This is a genomic window from Shewanella sp. HL-SH8 (assembly GCF_051165765.1).
GTDB classification, from domain to species: Bacteria; Pseudomonadota; Gammaproteobacteria; order Enterobacterales; family Shewanellaceae; genus Shewanella; species Shewanella glacialimarina.
Map to the genome: position 1 here is coordinate 2,796,683 of NZ_CP195039.1, position 19,131 is coordinate 2,815,813.

Genomic DNA, 19,131 nt, shown 5'->3' on the forward strand with positions numbered 1-19,131 from the left:
GTTAAATATTCATTACCCAAGCAGGATCAAAAAAGGGAAGCATAGGCTTCCCTTTTTGTTACTTGTTCAAGTCAATTAACTCAGTAGCAATTTGTAAGCTTCACCTAAATGCAATATATCCGTCACGAATTAGTCAATAATCCCCAGTAAGCTTTCATTATCTTAATGCAATACTATTTGTAGAGATTAAGCGAATGGATAAAATCAGTGCGTTATTTAAACAAGTCTCGCAAGCATCTGCTCACTCTGTATTCTCATCTCATATATCGACTAAACACCTTCATCAAGAAAATGATAGCGAAGAGGAGTCATCATCCGAGCAACAGTCATTTTATGCCGTTTGGCTGTCGGATGTTCATTTAGGCAGTATTGACTGCAAAGCTGATTTTTTATTAGATTTTTTAAATAATCACCCATGCCAATACCTGTATTTAGTCGGTGACATCATCGATATTTGGGCATTAAAAAAACGGGTCTACTGGCCAGATAGCCATCAAGCCGTATTAACCAAAATACTGTCATTAGCCCAAAATGGCACCCAAGTATTTTATATCCCAGGTAATCACGATGATATGTTCAAACCATACGTAGATAGTCATTTTCGTGGTATCACAATCGCACCAAGTTATATTCATCAATCTATTCTGGGCAAACGCTGCCTGATGTTACATGGGGATCAATTTGACTCTGAAGTGTGTGTCAGCCGCACCTACGCCAAATTAGGTGATCATTTATACGATGTTTTGTTATGGCTAAATCGACACCTTCATAGTATACGCAGCCAACTTGGCTACCCTTATTGGTCACTTGCCAGCTATATAAAACTCAGAGTAAACAAAGCCCAACAAGCCATTAATAGTTTTAAAGATGCAGTGCTACGATTTGCCTTAAAACAACAAGTCGATATGGTCATTTGTGGCCATATTCATCAGCCCGAGCTCTCTATTCACCATAAGGGTAAGCATAGGATTATCTATGCTAACGACGGTGATTGGGTTGAAAACTGTACCTTAATCGCGGAAACCCTCTCCGGTGACTTTCAATTATTAAAATGGAATGAACTGACTAAAACACCGCAAATTATCGACAATATTGGCACCACTGACCCCTTACCGCTTCATACCGCTTCATCCCAAAAACACCCTAATAAGAAGGTAGCATAATGAAGTCAGCAGAAATGATGTTTACTGTCGATCAAATGGTTGACAAGAACTTGCCTCAACTGGCTAAATTCCCTTGGTTATCTAGACCGACCAAAACCATGTTACGTTACCTTTTGCATGAGCAGCAATGCAATGATATTGCGATGCAGTATAAGCATTTAACTGGGGTAGACTTTGTTGAACAGGTACTGGCTAGCTTTAATTTTAGTTACAGCGTACCTAATAATGAAATAGAAAACATTCCAATTGACGGCCGAGTGGTGATTTATGCTAACCACCCTATCGGCTCACTTGACGCCCTTGCATTAATCAAGTTAATCAGCAAAGTCCGCCCAGATATTAAAGTGGTCGCCAATGAGTTATTAATGGCTATTAAACCACTGCACTCAATTTTATTACCCGTCAGAAACATGACTGGCGGTACCCCGAAGCAAAATTTAGATAATATCCATCAACATCTAAAACGTGAAGGTGCATTATTAATCTTTCCATCGGGTGAAGTGTCTCGATTACGCCCAAGCGGGGTAACTGATTTATTATGGCAAAGTGGATTTGTTAAAATGGCCAAAGCCTGTAATGCACCATTGTTACCTATGTTTGTTGATGCGAAAAATTCAGCAACCTTTTATGGCGCATCAATGATTTATAAGCCATTAGCAACACTGTTACTTGTTAAGGAAATGTTTCGCCAAATCAATCAAGTGATGCCAGTTCGTATTGGCAAACTGATTGCGAAAGAAACCGTGTCTAATAATGACTTTCCGTTAAAAACTCAGGTTAAGCTACTAAAAAACCATCTCTACCGTATAGGTAAAAATAGGCCACCGCTGTTTAGTACTCAAAATGCCATCGCTCACCCAGAATCGCGCACCACTTTACAACATGAATTACAACAATGTGAACAACTTGGACTCACATCAGACAATAAAATCATCTATCTTTATCAGCATGATGCCAGCAGTGCCATCATGCGTGAAATCGGCAGATTACGCGAAATAGCCTTTAGAGCTGTAGGTGAAGGCACGGGTAAACGCAGAGATACCGACAAATATGATAATGACTATTGGCACCTTGTATTATGGGATAAAGATGATTTAGAAATCGTCGGTGCTTATCGTTTTGCAAGTGCAAAGCGTATTCATAGTGAAATATCTACCACAGGACTATATAGCCAAACCCTATTTCAATATCAGCCAGATTTTAGCCTTTATTTTGAGCAAGGCTTAGAGTTAGGTCGAAGCTTTGTGCAACCTAAATATTGGGGCAGAAGAAGTCTTGAATATTTATGGCAGGGGATTGGCGCATTTCTACTCAAAAACCCTCAATATCGTTACTTATTCGGCCCTGTTTCGATTAGTAACAACTATCCAGAGCCCGCTAAAGAATTACTTATTTATTTTTATAAAAATCAATTTCCAACCCAATCTATACTCGCAACCTCATTTAACAGTTACCAGTTTACCGATGAACGGTCACACCAATTATGTCGTCAATTCAATGGTGAGACATACGCTGACAATTTTAAAATTCTGAAAAGGACATTAGCTAATATGGGTGTTTCAGTACCGACTTTATTTAAACAATATGGTGAATTGTGTGAAGATCAGGGCGTGCAATTCATCGACTTTGGCATTGATGCTGAGTTTGGTGATTGTATTGATGGCCTAGTGTTGGTTGATGTTCATCAGCTCAAACCGATTAAAGCACAAAAATATCTTGGCTTAACGAGATAGCGTTTAGCTTTTTTCTGATTAAGATTATGTAGCTAACTCATTGTTGTACTATAGTTTATCTGATATACATAAATAATACGGCTTACGCCTATATTATTCGCCGTGTTATAGGAGATAAATATGCCTGCAGCAATGATATTAGTTCGCGACATTATGACAACACGTATTGTTACCGTTTCGATGGATGATAGGCTATCTGTTGCAAAAAACATTTTCGACAATGTCAGCTTTCACCATTTATTAGCCATTGATGAAAATGACAAACTGCAAGGTATTTTATCTCATCGAGACTTTCTAAAAGCTCTCAGTCCTAACCTAGGCACCGCTGCAGAACTTATCCGCGACACTGAAACGCTCAATAAGCGCGTCCACCAAGTAATGACCCACAACCCGATGACAGTCTCACCTAGCACATCAATCAAACATGCTTGTGAGATTATTCTTAAACATGGCATAGGCAGTTTACCTGTTTTGGATCATGGTACATTAGTTGGCATTATTACTTGGAAAGATTTGCTTAAAAGTTACAGTGAGTCGGAGTAACGTTTGGCTTATCATCGCAAACGTAAATAAGTGTATAACCGCCATTTAGGCAAGAAAATATAGTGAAAATAAAAATTCATTTAGCCACCAATCAATTAGCCTGTTTTCTTTAAACCTTCATATTTTGACACTGGAAAATGTCATATTACTCTGCTTAGCTTAGTACTAGCCGCAACAGTTAAAGCAAAACAGGAGTGATGCTATGATCAAGTTTAATTATCTTTTAAACCAAGACAATTTTGAGCTGCAAGCCAGCGATTGGTGTGGACTAGAAAAGGTGATATTGAATGGTAAAGTAGTGTCGAAAAAATTCAATTTCGGCATTTTAAGTTGCCACGATATCTTATTGAAAGACGGTCATAAATATCAATGTAAATTATTGGTCGATCCTCAAACTGACTTACTAACCTGCAGGATCTATAATCAACGCAGATTAGTCACAGTACTTAGGCAAGGGAAAAAACAATTACAGCAAAGTCAGCGACTAATAGAAGCAAGCTTAATGACTCTACTGCTCTCGTTACTCGTCATTTACATTCTTGCTTAAAGTCACTCAATGCTTATTCAAACGTAGGAAACATGCAAATATTTAAAGACCTATATTGCACTAACCTTATTACATTGAAACCAATACTCGCTGATAACAGCGATAGATAACGATTTTAAAGTCGTGATTATCCTATTATAAAAATTGACTAGTGGCCATACAAGGTCATCACAACAGCACCACCTAAACCCACATTATGTTGTAATGCTAAGCGAGCACCTTGCACCTGACGAGCACCTGCTTGATCGCGTAAATGCCACACAAGTTCAGCGCATTGCGCTAATCCTGTCGCACCAATAGGATGACCTTTAGACATTAAGCCACCTGAAGGGCCAATAACAAACTGACCACCATAGGTATTGTTTCCTTGCTTAATAAACTTTTCAGCTTCACCCTCTGCACATAACCCCAAAGCTTCATAGGTGATAACTTCATTAGGCGTAAAGCAGTCATGTAGCTCAATCACATTTACATCCTGTGGCGATATACCTGCGGCGTTATACACTTTTTGCGCCGCCATTTGAGTCATGCTCTGGCCTACTGCATTAATAGGATCTTGCCAAGAATCTTGGGTATCGGTTGCCATAGCTTGAGCAAGAATTTTAACCTTGGAGCTTATACCATGCTGTTGAGCAAATTTATCACTGCATACAATGACAGCTGCCGCACCACAAGTGGGAGGACACGCCATAAGGCGAGTTAAATAGTCATCGTAAATCACCTTATCAGCCAATACTTGCTCCGCACATAATGGCATTTTCAATAAAGCATAAGGGTTGTTCATCGCATGGCAGCGGGACTTTACTGCAACCTTGGCAAATAATTCAGCAGTGACATTATATTTATCCATGTAATGTCGACCCGCTGCACCAAAAGCCCGTAAGGCGATTGGACCATCGGGTGCATTAAACTGACTTAACACCGGTGCTATTCGAGTAAATGGGCTTTCTCTGTCTTGCCAATTTGACCCTAGGGCACCTGGCTGCATTTCTTCAAACCCAAAGGCTAATACGCACTCAACTTCACCAGACATCACAGCCTGCCTAGCTAAGTACAAAGCTGTTGAACCACTAGAACAATTATTATTGACATTAATTATAGGTATCCCGCTTTGAATAACGTCATAAAAAGCATGTTGCGCGCAGGTACTATCACCATAAATATATGCACCAAATGCCTGTTGTATTTGCTTAGCATTAATACCGGCATCGGCCAAAGCTAACTTAATTGCATTGGCTGCCATCACACGATAAGGCTGATGCTGTCCTGGCTTACAAAAAGGCGTCATACCTACGCCAGCAATAACAATGTTACTCATGGCTGACTCCACACATCTTTAGTGTGGCATTGATAATGCATACTTTTTGCTCCAACCGATAGCGTCCACTGCCTGCGGTAACAGTCGTAATGGTTACCTGCTGTTCCTCCTCGGCATCATTTGAAATCGAGACTTTAGATATAGTGCCATCACGGGGAAAAGTGATACCCGCGGCAAAGTCACCTACATCGAAATTGCGATATAACTTAACGCTAATACTGCCAATAGAACGAGGCTCTAATCGTCCTTCCTCAACGATTAGAGACATGCCTTTAGTTAAACTGAACACCTGAAAATAGCTGTCAGCAGAACGCGATTGCAGCAAATTCCCAGTAGGATTAATGAAGGACTCATTGGCATTTGCATAAAATAATTTAAAAACTAACACAACAAAAAGACTAAAAATACCCAATAACTTCAACATAGTGCATATCTCCAAATAGTGCATATCTAAAAATGTAGCAATGTAATGATAATACGCTGTATTGAAAAAATGTTAATCGTTAATCTATTCCACCTAGCTCACATCAATTGACTCTTTTTTGATTTACATCAAAAAAACGGTAACTATTGTAACCATATTGTTGTTATTTCTAACATCTAAGGCACACTGATTACATAAGCTAACGAATTGGCTAGATTGTTGATTTTAATGGAGGATGGATGTCAGCACTGCTCAAACTATTAACCTCTATGTTCAGTAGTTTTAAAGACTTAGTTCCCATTATTGTCGTTGTGGTTTTTTTTGAAATTTTTATTCTAAAACAAGCACCCGATCAATTAGGTTCAATTCTTATTGGGCTAGTATTTATTGTACTAGGTTTAACATTCTTCGTTTTTGGCCTAGAAATGGGCTTATTCCCTATCGGTGAATCTTTAGCAGAAGCCTTAGCCAGAAAAGGCAGTCTGTTTTGGCTAGTTATTTTCTCTTTTTCTCTGGGATTTGGTACCACACTGGCAGAGCCTGCATTGACAGCCGTAGCCAATGAAGCCGCTAAAGTTGCCGCAGAAGCAGGTGCCATAACTAACAATGAAGCTGCTTTAAATGACTATGCTATGGGCTTGCGCTTAACTGTAGCAATATCCGTTGGTTTGGCCATTTTACTCGGTGTTATTCGTATTTTAAAAGGCTGGCCTATCCATTACATGATCATCGGCGGTTACTCCATCGTGATGATACTGACCTTTTTTGCCCCAGCAAGTATTATTGGTATTGCCTACGACTCTGGAGGTGTCACTACATCGACCATAACCGTTCCATTAGTGACGGCTTTAGGCGTAGGGTTAGCCACCGTTATTAAAGGCAGAAATCCTATGCTGGATGGCTTTGGTTTAATTGCCTTTGCTAGCTTAACGCCAATGATTTTTGTCATGCTTTACGGCATGGTCTTTCTATAAGGAGCCAACATGTTTTATCAGCTATTGGAAACCTTATTACTGACAGCCAGAGATGTGGTGCCCATTGCGGTTATCTTATTTGGCTTTCAATTAGGCGTACTAAAACGCCCTATTCCTAACTGGCGTAAAGTGGCCTTGGGTTTCATTTATGTCATTGTGGGTTTGACTTTTTTCTTAGTCGGATTAGAGATGGCGTTATTCCCTATAGGCGAAAGCATGGCCAATCAGCTCACCACAGCAGAATTTTTGCATCCTGACGGCGCGCCCACACCGTTTATTTGGCAAGATTATTTATGGGTATACGTATTTGCAGCTGCAATAGGTTTTAGTACCACAATTGCAGAGCCCTCACTGATTGCAGTAGCAATTAAAGCCAATGAAGTATCCGGTGGCACTGTTGGCATCCAAGGCCTGCGTATATCGGTTGCTATTGGTGTTGCCTTTGGTATTGCATTAGGCTGTTTTCGTATCGTAGTTGGCGACCCCATTCATTACTACATCATGGGCGGTTACATCATAGTGGTCATTCAAACTTTTTACGCCCCTAAAATGATTATTCCATTGGCCTATGACTCTGGCGGAGTCACTACCTCAACCGTTACCGTGCCTCTCGTTGCCGCATTAGGCTTAGGTTTAGCCACTAACGTGGAAGGCCGTAACCCTTTAATTGATGGCTTTGGTCTGATCGCTTTTGCCAGTTTATTTCCGATTATTTCCGTGATGGCCTATGCCCAAATAGTCGAATACATCTCTAAACGTAAAGCTGCCGCTGAGCAGCAAGAGGAGCATACAGATGCGCTTTAAATTAATTGTCGCCTTTGTGGATGACGACTGTACCGATGAAATTTTAGATGCCGCCCGTGAAGCTGGCGCAACTGGGGCAACGGTAATTAATCATGCAAGAGGTGAAGGTCTGGTAAAGAAAAAAACCTTTATGGGCTTAGGCTTAGATGTACAGCGTGATGTTATTTTCTGGTTAGTTGAAGAACACATGTCACGTCATATTTTGGAGACAATTTCTAAAGTGGGTAAATTTGATACCAATAAAGGCCGCGGAATAGCCATTCAAATAGATGTTGAAGACGCCGTGGGTGTGGCGCATCAAGTACAACAGCTGACTAAAGAGATTGAGGACCAAATATGAACGTTAAATCCCCTGTAAGAAACCGTGATGTGTTAAATCAAGACTATGCCATGGTAGATGGCACAATTACAGTGTCAGAAGCAATTGCCACCGCTGTTGCCAATAATGTCAAAGTGTTAGTGGTTAATAAACGCACTGAACATGACGAGTATGGCCTGGTTTTGATGAGTGATATTGCGCGCAAAGTTTTGGCCAAAGACAAGTCACCGGATCGCACCAATGTATATGAAATTATGATTAAACCGGTGTTTTCTGTTTCAGCTGATATGGATGTGCGATATACCGCCAGATTATTTGAGCGGTTTGGCATTAACAAAGCACCAGTATTAGAAGACAACGACATCAAAGGATTTGTAACCTATGACGATATTGTATTAAAAGGCATGATTAACAAGTAAATGGGTCGGAACATCAATTGTTATATGCGTCTGGATTAACAAAGATTATCAAAGTCTGAGTTTATTAGCAGACGCATTGTTTCACCAATACATAGCACTACTTTTAGAAAACTTTGCTATCAACTTTTCCAGAAAAATCTAAGCAAGCTTTGACCCGAATTTGCTGCACAGTAGATAGATCAGCAATATCGAAATATTGGTACTCGCTGTGTTCTGAACTCAATGCAATCATGGTTACATCCATAATATTGCATTTAAAAATAAACACCTGTGATTGATAAGCACCGTGATAATAAACGCCCGACAGATAGTCAATTGCAATATCGCAACCTAACTCTTCTAAACACTCACGTATAACGGCTTGATGTATGGTTTCACCTAACTCTAACGCGCCACCAGGCAAGCCCCAATGTTTAGCGCCATAGGTCGCTTTAAGTTGTAATACCTGCCCTTCATCATTAGTTATTACCGCATGGGCACTCAGCCGAAACATATCATTAAACGCCATCTGCATTCCTTTTAATATTGTCATCACTCAATTAATAAAAGCTTATGAATAACACGCTCTAACCAGAGATCGACTGTAACAGCCGTTATCTGCCATTCAATGATGATTTTATAGCGCTGCACTATAAAAAATTCGATGTATAAAAGTGCCTTACCTTAAGTTGAGGATAAGTCGCAGTCATACATCGAGTTCAAATAACCTAGCGAATACTTAATAAGCACTGTTCTAGCGCTTAATGAGCTGCTAATAAATGACTAATTAGCATCGAATTAACGTTGAACTAGCTGAATATTTGATCATTAAACACATTATCAATTAACATAAAAAGACTCAGTATTCATAAACCAACATTCATCTACAACAACTTAACGCCATACTCCCCATTGACCCGTGGTGCCAGGCTCTTCGCCTTGAGTCCACCACTTGGCGGTCCACGTTTTGCCATTATGGTTGATCTGATCACCACCGGTATAAATCACTTTAGGATGCCAATTGGTGTTTGGATCAGGTGTCGGTTCTGGCTCTGGGTTTGGATCAGGTTCAACCTGAGTAGGGATCACACTGAAGCTATACACTGTAGAGTCTTGTTCGCCTTGACCGTAAATGGTTAATTCGAAACTTAGCTGGTGCTCAGTATTTTCTAGCAAACCCGTGTTAATCATCAATTCATTGTTTGAGCCAATTTCAGTGTCAACAGGTGAACCGCTTATTTGTAGCCAGGAAACAGAGACAACATCACCTACACTGTCTTTTGGTGTTAACACAACATAATCACCATAGGTAACTGTTGCATTTTTAATTACCTGTAAAACGGTTGGTGTGATAACCGCATCTACATATGAGTTAGCTGCAGAGATACTGAACTGGCCAGAAGTTTCACTGTTTTTGCTGTTAATAAAGTTATTATGTAATTCGTTACGGAAATACATATAGTGATTCATTTCAGCATGCCAACGACCAATAAACACCTGGCCACCATAATTAGTGTCGTAATAGCCATTAAGTTGCGATGCTAATAAACGATCCCAGTCGGTATTATTATCTTGGGTAATGGTTAACGAAAAGTGTGTATGCTCTACACCGTCTTTGTTAAATATTGTGTAGTTAACTGACTCACCTATTTGAGGTGTTGATAGTTTAATATCACTTGGAATAAAAGCACTGCCTTGCACTAAATGAGGCAACTCAGGTTCGGGTGGGTTAATTGGGCCATCGCCTGAAATCGTAATATCACTACAGTTATAGAAACCTTCTCCGACAGCATCAACCCGTTGCCAACGAGTATATAAAATTGCATCGCCACTACGATCTGCAGGAATGGTCACATTCATACGGTATTTCTTATCATTACCAACCGCGACATTACCATATTCCTCAATAAGCGTTAAATCATCCCACTTTAGTGGCTTAGTAACATCAACACCGTCCTTGGTAATATAAAATTGCCAAAAAGAAGGATTGTGAGGTGCTGTAGCATTAAAGACTAATTCAAACATCCCTGGCTGCATTTCAGTACGCGTCCACTCAGTATGTTCAGCACCCATACCGCTTTTTTGTGGGTCATTGGCATAGCATAAACTGCCATCGGGCACAGCCGCTTTAACCGCGTCCATGTTGTTATAACGCGGCGCAGCAATATTGATAGCAAACTCATTACGTTGCACAAACGGATAAGTTCCCGATATCGCTTTTGCTTGTGCGCAAGCGGCATTAGGCGGTGTACCAGACCAAAGCCCACCTTGGTCATAACATATTGATTGTCTGGCCTGAGGAAATTCAGTCCAACCATGGGCATGAGCTTGTTGTTCAGGGAGGATGACCTGCATTGCTGTTAAAGCAAATGCGGCCCCCAGAAGTGTTGTACTTTTCATTAAAAAGTCCTTTATTATTTTATTAAAACATCCATTCTATTTTTTACAGCGCATAAGATTCTGTAAATCACAGCCTTGCATTATAAAACGGCTTCCCTTTATTTAAACTTAAGCACATGAAAGAACGATATTTTAAATGTAAAAACAGACTATTTTTCAACCAATAGAGGTGAGCCAATAATAAGGCTGATAGACTTTGATATGACGTTATTACAATAAGCCACTTTGTGGTACGAAATTGATAGACTGTAATTTTTGAGGGGAGTAAGTAAACCCAACTGACTTTTAAAGGAATATGACAAATGGCAACAGAAAATAGATAACAGATATGTTAAGGGAGGGTTAGATCGAAATACTGATAATAGTTATTAAATAACGAGTAGTCGCTTAATTTTGTGAGTGTTGCACTTCGGGGTTAAATTCGGGAGTATGCCAATGGCAAAAATTCAACACTTAAAATAAAAAGCAATGGCGTACAGCCTACTACATTCATTATATTTCAACTCTATCACCCTGAATTGGGGGCGTCGACGCCACAGTAAATACCAAATCACTTTCGTGTTGATTACTTAATTGATGCTTTGAGCTTGCTGGATTATCAATACCTTGACTAGGATGCACAGTAAATATTTTTTATTCAACTTCCATATTTGCAACTCCAGAAAATATGAAAAATTGCTCTGCTTTGGTGTAAAAATGATAAGTTTCAGAGCAACAAAAGGGACACGCTATTGGATTACACTTAGGCTTTAGGATTTTACAAGATGCCAGCTATCACATTTGTTACCCCAAGTATAAAGCTCAGCTGATTGATTGCTAATAACGGTCGAGAATGATACTTAGCTTTGATGTGATGTGATGTGATGTGATGTGAAACATAATCAACTATTTTTAATCTATTTAAACAGTTTGATATATGTTTATTTACCATTACTAATTTGATAATGCCTTTGGATATTTTTAGTGACATCCCACCTAAATAACTTAATCCTTGCTTGATGTTGATCTGCAGCCTCTTGTTTAAAATCGTCTGGATATTGTTTATTTATTCGTTTTGGCATATTCGCCTCGATAATGGGATTATAATCTTTTATTTAAGTGTCCGACTAATTCAACCACCACAAAAATAATATTAATCTAAATTTAGACTAAGCACCTGTAAAATATAAAAAATTTATGTTCCACACTAGCCACATACAATCCAAATAATTTTTAACAAACAAACGTTAAAATTTATAACAAAAAAAACAACCACAAGCTAAAGCTGAATACCGAGAGCAATGTCGATAGCACTACCGTACTGCCTAAAGTCGACTCATGTTGTTTAAGTTCAGTGGCAATTAGGTAGGCATTAACCCCTAAAGGTGAAGCGCTGAGCAACACAAGCATGGTCGTTTTTTGGCTTTCTAAATTAAATACCATCACCGACATCAGGTAAACAAGTGCTGGAAGCAACAGAATTTTTAACCCACTCGCCAATAACGCTAACCGCCAACTGTCGCCTATTTTATAAAAACTTAAATTAGCACCAAGTACGAATAAAGCACACGCTAAGGCTGGTTTTGAAAGTAACGTAAGGCTTTCCTGTAAATGTGTGCCTAAATTGAGACCAACAGCGTTGGCTGCAATCCCTAAACTAATACTCATCACAACCGGGTTTAACACCATAGAACGAGTAAATTTTCTCCAAGAGAAACCCTGTTCGTGTGCTCTTGCTGCCAGAATAAAAGTTAACGCAAACAAACAAGCGCTATGAAATGTAATAATCATAAATACTTGCCCTATCATCGCCTGACCTAATGCAGCAATAATTATCGGCAAACCAACTAGTACGGTATTGGAGTAGCTTGAGCCTAAGGCAAAAACAGCACTGGCGTCTCGGCTTCTAAATTGAACCGGATTAAAGCGGCGATTAATACGATAACCCAAAGCGAAAATGATCAGTACGGGAATATAGAACGATAATAATGCATAGATGTCGATACTTTCAGATAAAGGTGCTGCCAACATATTGATAAACAAAAAGGCAGGAATACTGACATAAAAGGTAAATTTACTAATGCCGCTTATATGCTCTTTAGTGAAAAAATCAAAACGTGTCAGTAGATAACCCAAAGTTACCATAAATATTAACGGAAAAATGATCCCAAAAATCGACATAACAGCTATCTCAAACCTATGCTTATTGATTTAAAGAACATCAATAATGGTCAAAATTAAAAACAAAAAAGGCGCCGAAGCGCCTTTTAAACGAGTGGGTAACGATATTACCAACCAGTACGAGTACGCAGTGCTTTACCAATGTCAGCTAAAGAGCGAACTGTTGTTACGCCTGCAGCTTCAAGAGCCGCAAACTTATCTTCAGCAGTACCTTTACCGCCAGCGATAATTGCGCCAGCATGGCCCATGCGCTTACCTTCTGGTGCAGTAACACCAGCAATGTAAGATACAACCGGCTTAGTTACGTGAGCTTTGATATAAGCAGCAGCTTCTTCTTCAGCATTACCACCGATTTCACCGATCATTACAATCGCTTCAGTCTGTGGATCGTTTTGGAACATTTCCAATACGTCGATGAAGTTAGTACCAGGAATTGGGTCGCCACCGATACCTACACAAGTAGATTGGCCGAAACCTTCATCAGTAGTTTGCTTAACCGCTTCGTACGTTAATGTACCAGAGCGAGAAACAATACCTACTTTTCCAGGTAAGTGGATGTGACCAGGCATAATACCAATCTTACATTCACCAGGAGTGATAACACCAGGACAGTTAGGACCGATCATGCGAACACCAGTTTCTTCAAGCTTCACTTTCACTTGTAACATATCAAGTGTTGGGATGCCTTCAGTGATACAAACGATCAGCTCAATGCCAGCATCGATTGCTTCAAGAATTGCGTCTTTACAAAATGGAGCTGGTACGTAGATAACAGTTGCAGTAGCACCTGTTTGAGCTACCGCATCTTTAACAGTGTTGAACACTGGAAGACCTAGGTGAGTTTGACCACCTTTACCAGGAGAAACACCACCAACCATTTGCGTGCCATAAGCAATCGCCTGTTCAGAGTGGAAAGTACCCTGACCACCAGTGAAACCTTGACAGATTACCTTGGTATCTTTGTTAATTAAAACAGACATTATTTGCCCTCCGCAGCTTTAACAACTTGTTCAGCCGCGTCAGTTAGACTTGTTGCCGCGATGATATCAAGACCAGACTTAGCCAATACTTCACGACCTAATTCGGCGTTAGTACCTTCAAGACGTACAACTACTGGCACTTTAACGCCAACTTCTTTAACTGCACCGATAATACCTTCAGCGATCATATCGCAACGTACGATACCACCGAAGATGTTAACTAATACTGCTTTAACATTGCTGTCAGAAAGAATGATTTTAAATGCTTCAGCAACACGTTCTTTAGTTGCTCCACCGCCAACGTCTAAGAAGTTAGCTGGCTTGCCGCCGTGTAGGTTTACGATGTCCATTGTACCCATTGCTAGGCCGGCACCGTTAACCATACAACCTACGTTACCGTCTAAAGCAACATAGTTTAATTCAAATTTAGCAGCGTGCGCTTCACGAGCATCATCTTGTGATGGGTCGTGCATCGCTTTGATTTTTGGCTGACGATATAATGCGTTGCCATCAATACCAATTTTGCCATCTAAACAGTGAAGATTGCCTTCAGTGGTGATAACAAGTGGGTTGATTTCTAATAACGCAAAATCATGGTCGTTGAACATGTTCGCAAGACCCATAAAGATCTTAGTGAACTGCTTCATTTGAGTTGGGTTTAAACCTAACTTGAAGCCAAGATCACGAGCTTGGAAAGCTTGAGGACCTGTTAACGGATCAATGATAGCTGTGTGGATAAGCTCTGGCGTATGTTCAGCCACAGTTTCAATATCAACACCACCTTCAGTCGACGCCATGAACACAACGCGACGCGTGCTACGGTCAACTACTGCACCTAGGTACAATTCGTTGGCGATGTCAGTACAGCTTTCAACTAGAATTTTAGCAACTGGCTGACCTTTAGCGTCAGTCTGGTACGTTACTAAGTTCTTACCTAACCAGTTTTCAGCGAATGCTCTGATTTCGTCTTTATTACCGGTAACTTTAACGCCACCTGCTTTACCACGGCCGCCTGCGTGTACTTGACACTTAACAACCCATAAGTTTCCGCCAATGTGGCCAGCTGCTTCTACTGCTTCTTGAGCAGTATCACATGCAAAGCCTTCAGAGACTGGTAAACCATATTCGGCAAATAAAGATTTTGCCTGATACTCATGCAAATTCATGATGATCTATCCATATACTTCTAATCAAATCCAACTGGCCCAATATGAGCCAGCGACGAGGGTTTATCTAACTACTTATAAATCAAGTAGTAGACGAGTTGGATCTTCTAAGAAGTCTTTAATCGCGACTAAGAAGCCAACTGACTCACGACCATCAACAATACGGTGATCGTAAGAGAGTGCTAGGTACATCATTGGCAGGATTTCTACCTGACCATTGACTGCCATTGGGCGATCTTTAATGGCATGCATGCCTAAGATTGCACTTTGTGGCAGATTTAAAATTGGCGTAGACATAAGCGAACCAAACACGCCACCGTTAGTCACAGTGAAGTTACCGCCGGTCATGTCAGCAACAGACAATTTTCCGTCACGGCCTTTAAGCGCTAATTCACGTACCGCTTTTTCGATTTCAGCTAAGTTCATAGTATCGGTGTCACGTAGTACTGGGGTTACCAGACCACGAGGCGTTGATACTGCAATGCTGATATCAAAATAGTTGTGATAAACAATATCATCACCATCAATTGATGCATTAACTTCAGGGAAACGCTTAAGCGCTTCGGTGACCGCTTTGATGTAGAAAGACATAAAGCCTAAACGGATACCGTGGCGCTTTTCAAAAACATCTTGGTATTGCTTACGGATATCCATAATTGGCTTCATGTTAACTTCGTTAAACGTAGTTAACATCGCGGTAGAATTTTTAGCTTCTAACAAACGCTTTGCAATTGTTTTACGTAAACGCGTCATAGGTACGCGTTTTTCGCTACGACCTTCTAACGGTGCAACCGGTGCAGCTACAGCCGCTGGTTTGCTAGCAGGTGCTGATTTAGCAAATGCTTCTACGTCTTCTTTAGTAATACGTCCGCCAACGCCAGTACCTTTAATTTTAGCAGCATCAAGATTATGCTCCGCAATTAAACGTCGTACTGATGGGCTTAATGCATCATTTGATTCATCAGAAGTTTGCTCTGGTGCAGCTTCAGCAGCAGGCGCTGTCGCCTCAGCTTTAGTCACTTCTTGTCCAGATACAGCGCCAGCAACAAATCTTGCGATAACTTGCTCACCTAAAACGGTGTCGCCTTCTTCAAATAATAATTCAGAAATTGAACCGTCTTCTGGTGCAACAACTTCTAGAACAACTTTGTCGGTCTCGATATCAACTAAGTTTTGATCGCGAGACACCTGTTCACCAGGCTTAACATGCCAAGTAGCAATAGTTGCATCAGCAACTGATTCTGGTAATACGGGTACCTTAATTTCGATACTCATGGAAAGCTTCCCTTTATATAAATTATCTTTACGACAGTTTTAATGCGCTATTCAATAACGACTCTTGCTGATGTACATGCAACCCTGGATAACCACACGCTGGTGCAGCTGACGCTTCACGACCGGCATAAGTTAATTGAGCGCCTGCAGGAATATTAGCCCAGAAGTGATGCTGACTACAGTACCACGCACCTTGGTTTTGAGGCTCTTCCTGACACCAAACAAAATCAGTAACATGTTGATATGTTTCTAGTGCTGCACGCATTTCCACATCAGGGAAAGGATACAACTGCTCAACACGAATGATTGCTATGTTAGTGATATTTTCTTTACGGCGTCTTTCAAGTAATTCGAAATACACCTTACCGCTACAGAACACAACTCGGTCTACTTTGCTTGCCTCTAACGTATCTATCTCGCCAATAATATTTTGGAAAGTACCTTCAGCAAGTTCTTCTAGGCTAGACACTGCTAATGGGTGACGTAGCAAAGATTTTGGAGACATCACCACTAATGGACGACGCATTGGGCGTACCACTTGGCGACGTAACATGTGATAAACCTGTGCCGGTGTTGATGGCACACATACCTGCATATTGTGGTTAGCACATAATTGTAAGAAACGTTCTAAACGCGCACTTGAATGCTCAGGGCCCTGACCTTCATAGCCATGTGGTAGTAACATAGTTAGACCACATAAACGGCCCCACTTTTGTTCACCTGACGATAAGAATTGGTCAATGACCACTTGAGCACAGTTAACGAAGTCACCAAATTGCGCTTCCCAAATGGTTAGACCACCTGGTTCTGCAGTCGCGTAGCCATATTCAAATGCAAGTACTGATGCTTCTGACAATACTGAGTCAATAATATCAATCGGTGCTTGTTCTTCTGCCACATTACGCAAAGGTAAGTAGGTTGTACCGTCTTTTTGATTATGCAATACAGCATGACGATGGAAGAAAGTGCCACGGCCAGAGTCTTGACCCGTAATACGCACGCGTTTTTTATCTTCAAGGATAGAAGCATACGCTAAGGTTTCAGCAAACCCCCAGTCAAGCAACTTCTCGCCTTTTGCCATCAATACACGGTCAGCACAAATTTTGGCAACTCGTGATTGCAGCGTATGATTTTCAGGAATATCGACTAACTTATTAGCTAAGTTTTGTAGACGTTCCATTGACATAGAACCTGCGTAATCTTCATCCCATTCGCGATTCAGATAAGGTGTCCAGTCAACGGTATGTAACGTCATTGGACGCCACTCTTTGACCACACAGTCACCGGCATCAAGCGCATCACGGTAATGATTAATTAAGCCTGTTACTTCATCAGCAGCAATGCTGTTTTCAGCAATTAACTTGTCAGCATAAATTTTACGCGGCGTTGGGTGTTTTTTAATTTTTGCGTACATCAACGGCTGTGTTGCACTAGGTTCATCAGCTTCGTTATGGCCATGACGACGATAACAAACTAAATCAATCACCACATCACGCTTAAACTCATTACGGTAATCCACCGCAAGCTGCGAAATAAACGCAACCGCTTCAGGATCATCTGAGTTAACGTGGAAAATCGGTGCCTGAACCATTTTAGCAATATCAGTACAGTATTCTGTTGACCGGACATCTGCATGGTTAGATGTGGTAAAACCAACCTGGTTATTTACCACGATGCGGATACTACCACCCACTGTAAAACCACGGGTTTGAGACATGTTAAATGTCTCTTGTACGATACCCTGCCCAGTAATAGCTGAGTCACCATGAATAGTAATAGGCATAACTTGTAAGCCATCTTTACAGCCGCGACGATCTTGACGAGCGCGTACGGAACCGATAACCACTGGGTTAACGATCTCAAGGTGTGATGGATTAAAAGCTAACGCTAGGTGAACATTGCCACCTGGCGTTTCAAAATCTGATGAGAAACCTTGGTGATATTTAACGTCACCTGAACCATGCGTGTCGGCATGCTTGCCAGCAAACTCGTCAAATAATTCACTAGGACGTTTACCGAGCACGTTAATGAGTAAGTTTAAACGACCACGGTGAGCCATACCTACGACGATTTCTTTAGTTCCCGCTTCACCGGCACGGTAAATGATTTCGCGCATCATTGGAACAAGCGCATCACCACCTTCTAAAGAGAAACGTTTAGCGCCTGGGAATTTTGCACCTAAGTATTTTTCAATACCTTCAGCAGCATTTAGGCCTTCAAGAATACGTTTTTTAACAGCATTGTCGTAATTAGCCTTACCTAAGGTTGGCTCTAGACGTTGCTGGATCCAACGTTTTTCGTCGGTATCAGTGATATGCATATATTCCGCACCAATCGAGCCACAGTAGCTGCTCTTAAGGGCAAAAATAATATCCGCAAGTTTCATGGTCTCACCGCCTAATGCGAATGAACCCGTGTTGAACTCACGCTGCATATCTTCAGCGGTTAAGCCGTGGTAAGCAGGATCTAGCTCTTGAACCACGTCACGCTTCCACATACCTAATGGATCTAGGTTAGCATTTTGATGACCACGGAAACGATGAGCGTTAATTAATTGCAGTACTTTAACCTGCTTTGCATCTAACTCTGGGTCACTGACACGAGCAGCCCCTTTCGCACGGCTTTCTAAGGCTAAACTACGGAAATAGTCACGAACTTTAGAGTGGGAAACCTCTGGTACTTCAACAGAACTACCATTAACAGGTGGGAGATTATCAAAAACGACCTGCCAATCAGCAGAAACTGATTGCGGATCTTCTTGATAGGCTTCATACATCTCTTCTACATAGGTCGCATTCGAACCACTTAAGTGAGACGACTCGAGCCAGGCTTTCATGATGCCTTGGTGCATTGTTATTCCTTTCAAACTTGATACACGTGCTAGCCATAATGCATAACAATTAACACAATCGTCATGCTTAACTTCT

General features: G+C 40.9%; 17 protein-coding genes. 8 read left to right on the top strand and 9 right to left on the bottom strand.

Annotated elements, in window-relative coordinates:
- Positions 1-194: 194 nt before the first annotated feature.
- The 4 genes from ACRWQN_RS12365 (at position 195) to ACRWQN_RS12380 (ending at position 3,986) form a co-directional block, all read left to right on the top strand.
- Complete coding sequence (locus ACRWQN_RS12365; RefSeq protein ID WP_434938031.1) at positions 195-1,163, top strand: UDP-2,3-diacylglucosamine diphosphatase; 969 nt, start codon at positions 195-197, stop codon at positions 1,161-1,163.
- Positions 1,163-2,896: a GNAT family N-acyltransferase gene (locus ACRWQN_RS12370; RefSeq protein WP_434938033.1), complete on the top strand. Its 1,734-nt coding sequence runs from the start codon at positions 1,163-1,165 to the stop codon at positions 2,894-2,896. The genes ACRWQN_RS12365 and ACRWQN_RS12370 overlap by 1 nt, the downstream gene beginning before the upstream one ends.
- Positions 2,897-3,016: 120 nt before the next feature.
- Positions 3,017-3,439, top strand: a complete 423-nt coding sequence (locus ACRWQN_RS12375; RefSeq protein WP_434926397.1) for a CBS domain-containing protein — start codon at positions 3,017-3,019, stop codon at positions 3,437-3,439.
- Between the two features lie 202 nt (positions 3,440-3,641).
- Positions 3,642-3,986, top strand: a complete 345-nt coding sequence (locus ACRWQN_RS12380) for a hypothetical protein (protein WP_434938035.1) — start codon at positions 3,642-3,644, stop codon at positions 3,984-3,986.
- A gap of 148 nt (positions 3,987-4,134) precedes the next feature.
- Here the strand turns inward: ACRWQN_RS12380 and ACRWQN_RS12385 are convergent, their stop codons facing one another.
- Both ACRWQN_RS12385 and ACRWQN_RS12390 read right to left on the bottom strand, forming a co-directional pair.
- Positions 4,135-5,304: a lipid-transfer protein gene (locus ACRWQN_RS12385; RefSeq protein WP_434938037.1), complete on the bottom strand. Its 1,170-nt coding sequence runs from the start codon at positions 5,302-5,304 to the stop codon at positions 4,135-4,137.
- Positions 5,297-5,728 (bottom strand): PliI family lysozyme inhibitor of I-type lysozyme, encoded by a 432-nt coding sequence (locus ACRWQN_RS12390; RefSeq protein WP_434938039.1) that lies wholly within the window; start codon positions 5,726-5,728, stop codon positions 5,297-5,299. Before ACRWQN_RS12390 ends, ACRWQN_RS12385 begins: the two co-directional genes overlap by 8 nt.
- Positions 5,729-5,967: 239 nt before the next feature.
- Here ACRWQN_RS12390 and ACRWQN_RS12395 point away from each other — a divergent pair, with 239 nt between their 5' ends.
- From ACRWQN_RS12395 to ACRWQN_RS12410, 4 genes are read left to right on the top strand one after another with little or no spacing between them, the layout of a single operon-like run.
- Positions 5,968-6,702, top strand: coding sequence for a DUF1538 family protein (locus ACRWQN_RS12395; protein ID WP_434931714.1), 735 nt, complete (start codon positions 5,968-5,970; stop codon positions 6,700-6,702).
- A 9-nt stretch (positions 6,703-6,711) separates the two neighbouring features.
- A complete protein-coding gene (locus tag ACRWQN_RS12400; RefSeq protein ID WP_434926402.1) occupies positions 6,712-7,506 on the top strand; it encodes a DUF1538 domain-containing protein in 795 nt (264 codons plus the stop codon).
- Positions 7,496-7,846: a P-II family nitrogen regulator gene (locus tag ACRWQN_RS12405; protein ID WP_226415310.1), complete on the top strand. Its 351-nt coding sequence runs from the start codon at positions 7,496-7,498 to the stop codon at positions 7,844-7,846. Before ACRWQN_RS12400 ends, ACRWQN_RS12405 begins: the two co-directional genes overlap by 11 nt.
- Positions 7,843-8,244 carry a CBS domain-containing protein gene (locus ACRWQN_RS12410; RefSeq protein WP_434938042.1) on the top strand — a complete coding sequence of 134 codons (402 nt, stop codon included), beginning with the start codon at positions 7,843-7,845 and terminating at the stop codon, positions 8,242-8,244. The genes ACRWQN_RS12405 and ACRWQN_RS12410 overlap by 4 nt, the downstream gene beginning before the upstream one ends.
- Before the next feature lie 103 nt (positions 8,245-8,347).
- On the opposite strand, the gene ACRWQN_RS12415 is transcribed toward ACRWQN_RS12410, so the two are convergent.
- The 7 genes from ACRWQN_RS12415 to sucA all read right to left on the bottom strand — a co-directional run bounded on the left by ACRWQN_RS12415 (position 8,348) and on the right by sucA (position 19,055).
- A complete protein-coding gene (locus ACRWQN_RS12415) occupies positions 8,348-8,752 on the bottom strand; it encodes an NUDIX hydrolase (RefSeq protein WP_226415306.1) in 405 nt (134 codons plus the stop codon).
- 365 nt (positions 8,753-9,117) lie between these two features.
- A complete protein-coding gene (locus ACRWQN_RS12420; protein WP_434938044.1) occupies positions 9,118-10,623 on the bottom strand; it encodes a lytic polysaccharide monooxygenase in 1,506 nt (501 codons plus the stop codon).
- 1,233 nt (positions 10,624-11,856) lie between these two features.
- Positions 11,857-12,783, bottom strand: a complete 927-nt coding sequence (locus ACRWQN_RS12425) for an AEC family transporter (protein ID WP_434926405.1) — start codon at positions 12,781-12,783, stop codon at positions 11,857-11,859.
- 107 nt (positions 12,784-12,890) lie between these two features.
- The gene (gene sucD / locus ACRWQN_RS12430) at positions 12,891-13,763 is read right to left on the bottom strand and encodes a succinate--CoA ligase subunit alpha (RefSeq protein ID WP_434938046.1); all 873 of its coding nucleotides are present in this window, start codon (positions 13,761-13,763) and stop codon (positions 12,891-12,893) included.
- Positions 13,763-14,929: an ADP-forming succinate--CoA ligase subunit beta gene (gene sucC / locus ACRWQN_RS12435; protein WP_226415298.1), complete on the bottom strand. Its 1,167-nt coding sequence runs from the start codon at positions 14,927-14,929 to the stop codon at positions 13,763-13,765. Before sucC ends, sucD begins: the two co-directional genes overlap by 1 nt.
- 75 nt (positions 14,930-15,004) lie before the next feature.
- A complete protein-coding gene (gene odhB, locus ACRWQN_RS12440) occupies positions 15,005-16,204 on the bottom strand; it encodes a 2-oxoglutarate dehydrogenase complex dihydrolipoyllysine-residue succinyltransferase (RefSeq protein WP_434938048.1) in 1,200 nt (399 codons plus the stop codon).
- 28 nt (positions 16,205-16,232) lie between these two features.
- Complete coding sequence (sucA, locus tag ACRWQN_RS12445) at positions 16,233-19,055, bottom strand: 2-oxoglutarate dehydrogenase E1 component (RefSeq protein ID WP_434938050.1); 2,823 nt, start codon at positions 19,053-19,055, stop codon at positions 16,233-16,235.
- Positions 19,056-19,131 lie beyond the last annotated feature (76 nt).

Bases quoted from the DNA above. Each gene is read 5' to 3' on its own strand.
- ACRWQN_RS12365 (WP_434938031.1), top strand. From the start codon at position 195: ATGGATAAAATCAGTGCGTTATTTAAACAAGTCTCGCAAGCATCTGCT.
- ACRWQN_RS12370 (WP_434938033.1), top strand. From the start codon at position 1,163: ATGAAGTCAGCAGAAATGATGTTTACTGTCGATCAAATGGTTGACAAG.
- ACRWQN_RS12375 (WP_434926397.1), top strand. From the start codon at position 3,017: ATGCCTGCAGCAATGATATTAGTTCGCGACATTATGACAACACGTATT.
- ACRWQN_RS12380 (WP_434938035.1), top strand. From the start codon at position 3,642: ATGATCAAGTTTAATTATCTTTTAAACCAAGACAATTTTGAGCTGCAA.
- ACRWQN_RS12385 (WP_434938037.1), bottom strand. From the start codon at position 5,304: ATGAGTAACATTGTTATTGCTGGCGTAGGTATGACGCCTTTTTGTAAG.
- ACRWQN_RS12390 (WP_434938039.1), bottom strand. From the start codon at position 5,728: ATGTTGAAGTTATTGGGTATTTTTAGTCTTTTTGTTGTGTTAGTTTTT.
- ACRWQN_RS12395 (WP_434931714.1), top strand. From the start codon at position 5,968: ATGTCAGCACTGCTCAAACTATTAACCTCTATGTTCAGTAGTTTTAAA.
- ACRWQN_RS12400 (WP_434926402.1), top strand. From the start codon at position 6,712: ATGTTTTATCAGCTATTGGAAACCTTATTACTGACAGCCAGAGATGTG.
- ACRWQN_RS12405 (WP_226415310.1), top strand. From the start codon at position 7,496: ATGCGCTTTAAATTAATTGTCGCCTTTGTGGATGACGACTGTACCGAT.
- ACRWQN_RS12410 (WP_434938042.1), top strand. From the start codon at position 7,843: ATGAACGTTAAATCCCCTGTAAGAAACCGTGATGTGTTAAATCAAGAC.
- ACRWQN_RS12415 (WP_226415306.1), bottom strand. From the start codon at position 8,752: ATGGCGTTTAATGATATGTTTCGGCTGAGTGCCCATGCGGTAATAACT.
- ACRWQN_RS12420 (WP_434938044.1), bottom strand. From the start codon at position 10,623: ATGAAAAGTACAACACTTCTGGGGGCCGCATTTGCTTTAACAGCAATG.
- ACRWQN_RS12425 (WP_434926405.1), bottom strand. From the start codon at position 12,783: ATGTCGATTTTTGGGATCATTTTTCCGTTAATATTTATGGTAACTTTG.
- sucD (WP_434938046.1), bottom strand. From the start codon at position 13,763: ATGTCTGTTTTAATTAACAAAGATACCAAGGTAATCTGTCAAGGTTTC.
- sucC (WP_226415298.1), bottom strand. From the start codon at position 14,929: ATGAATTTGCATGAGTATCAGGCAAAATCTTTATTTGCCGAATATGGT.
- odhB (WP_434938048.1), bottom strand. From the start codon at position 16,204: ATGAGTATCGAAATTAAGGTACCCGTATTACCAGAATCAGTTGCTGAT.
- sucA (WP_434938050.1), bottom strand. From the start codon at position 19,055: ATGCACCAAGGCATCATGAAAGCCTGGCTCGAGTCGTCTCACTTAAGT.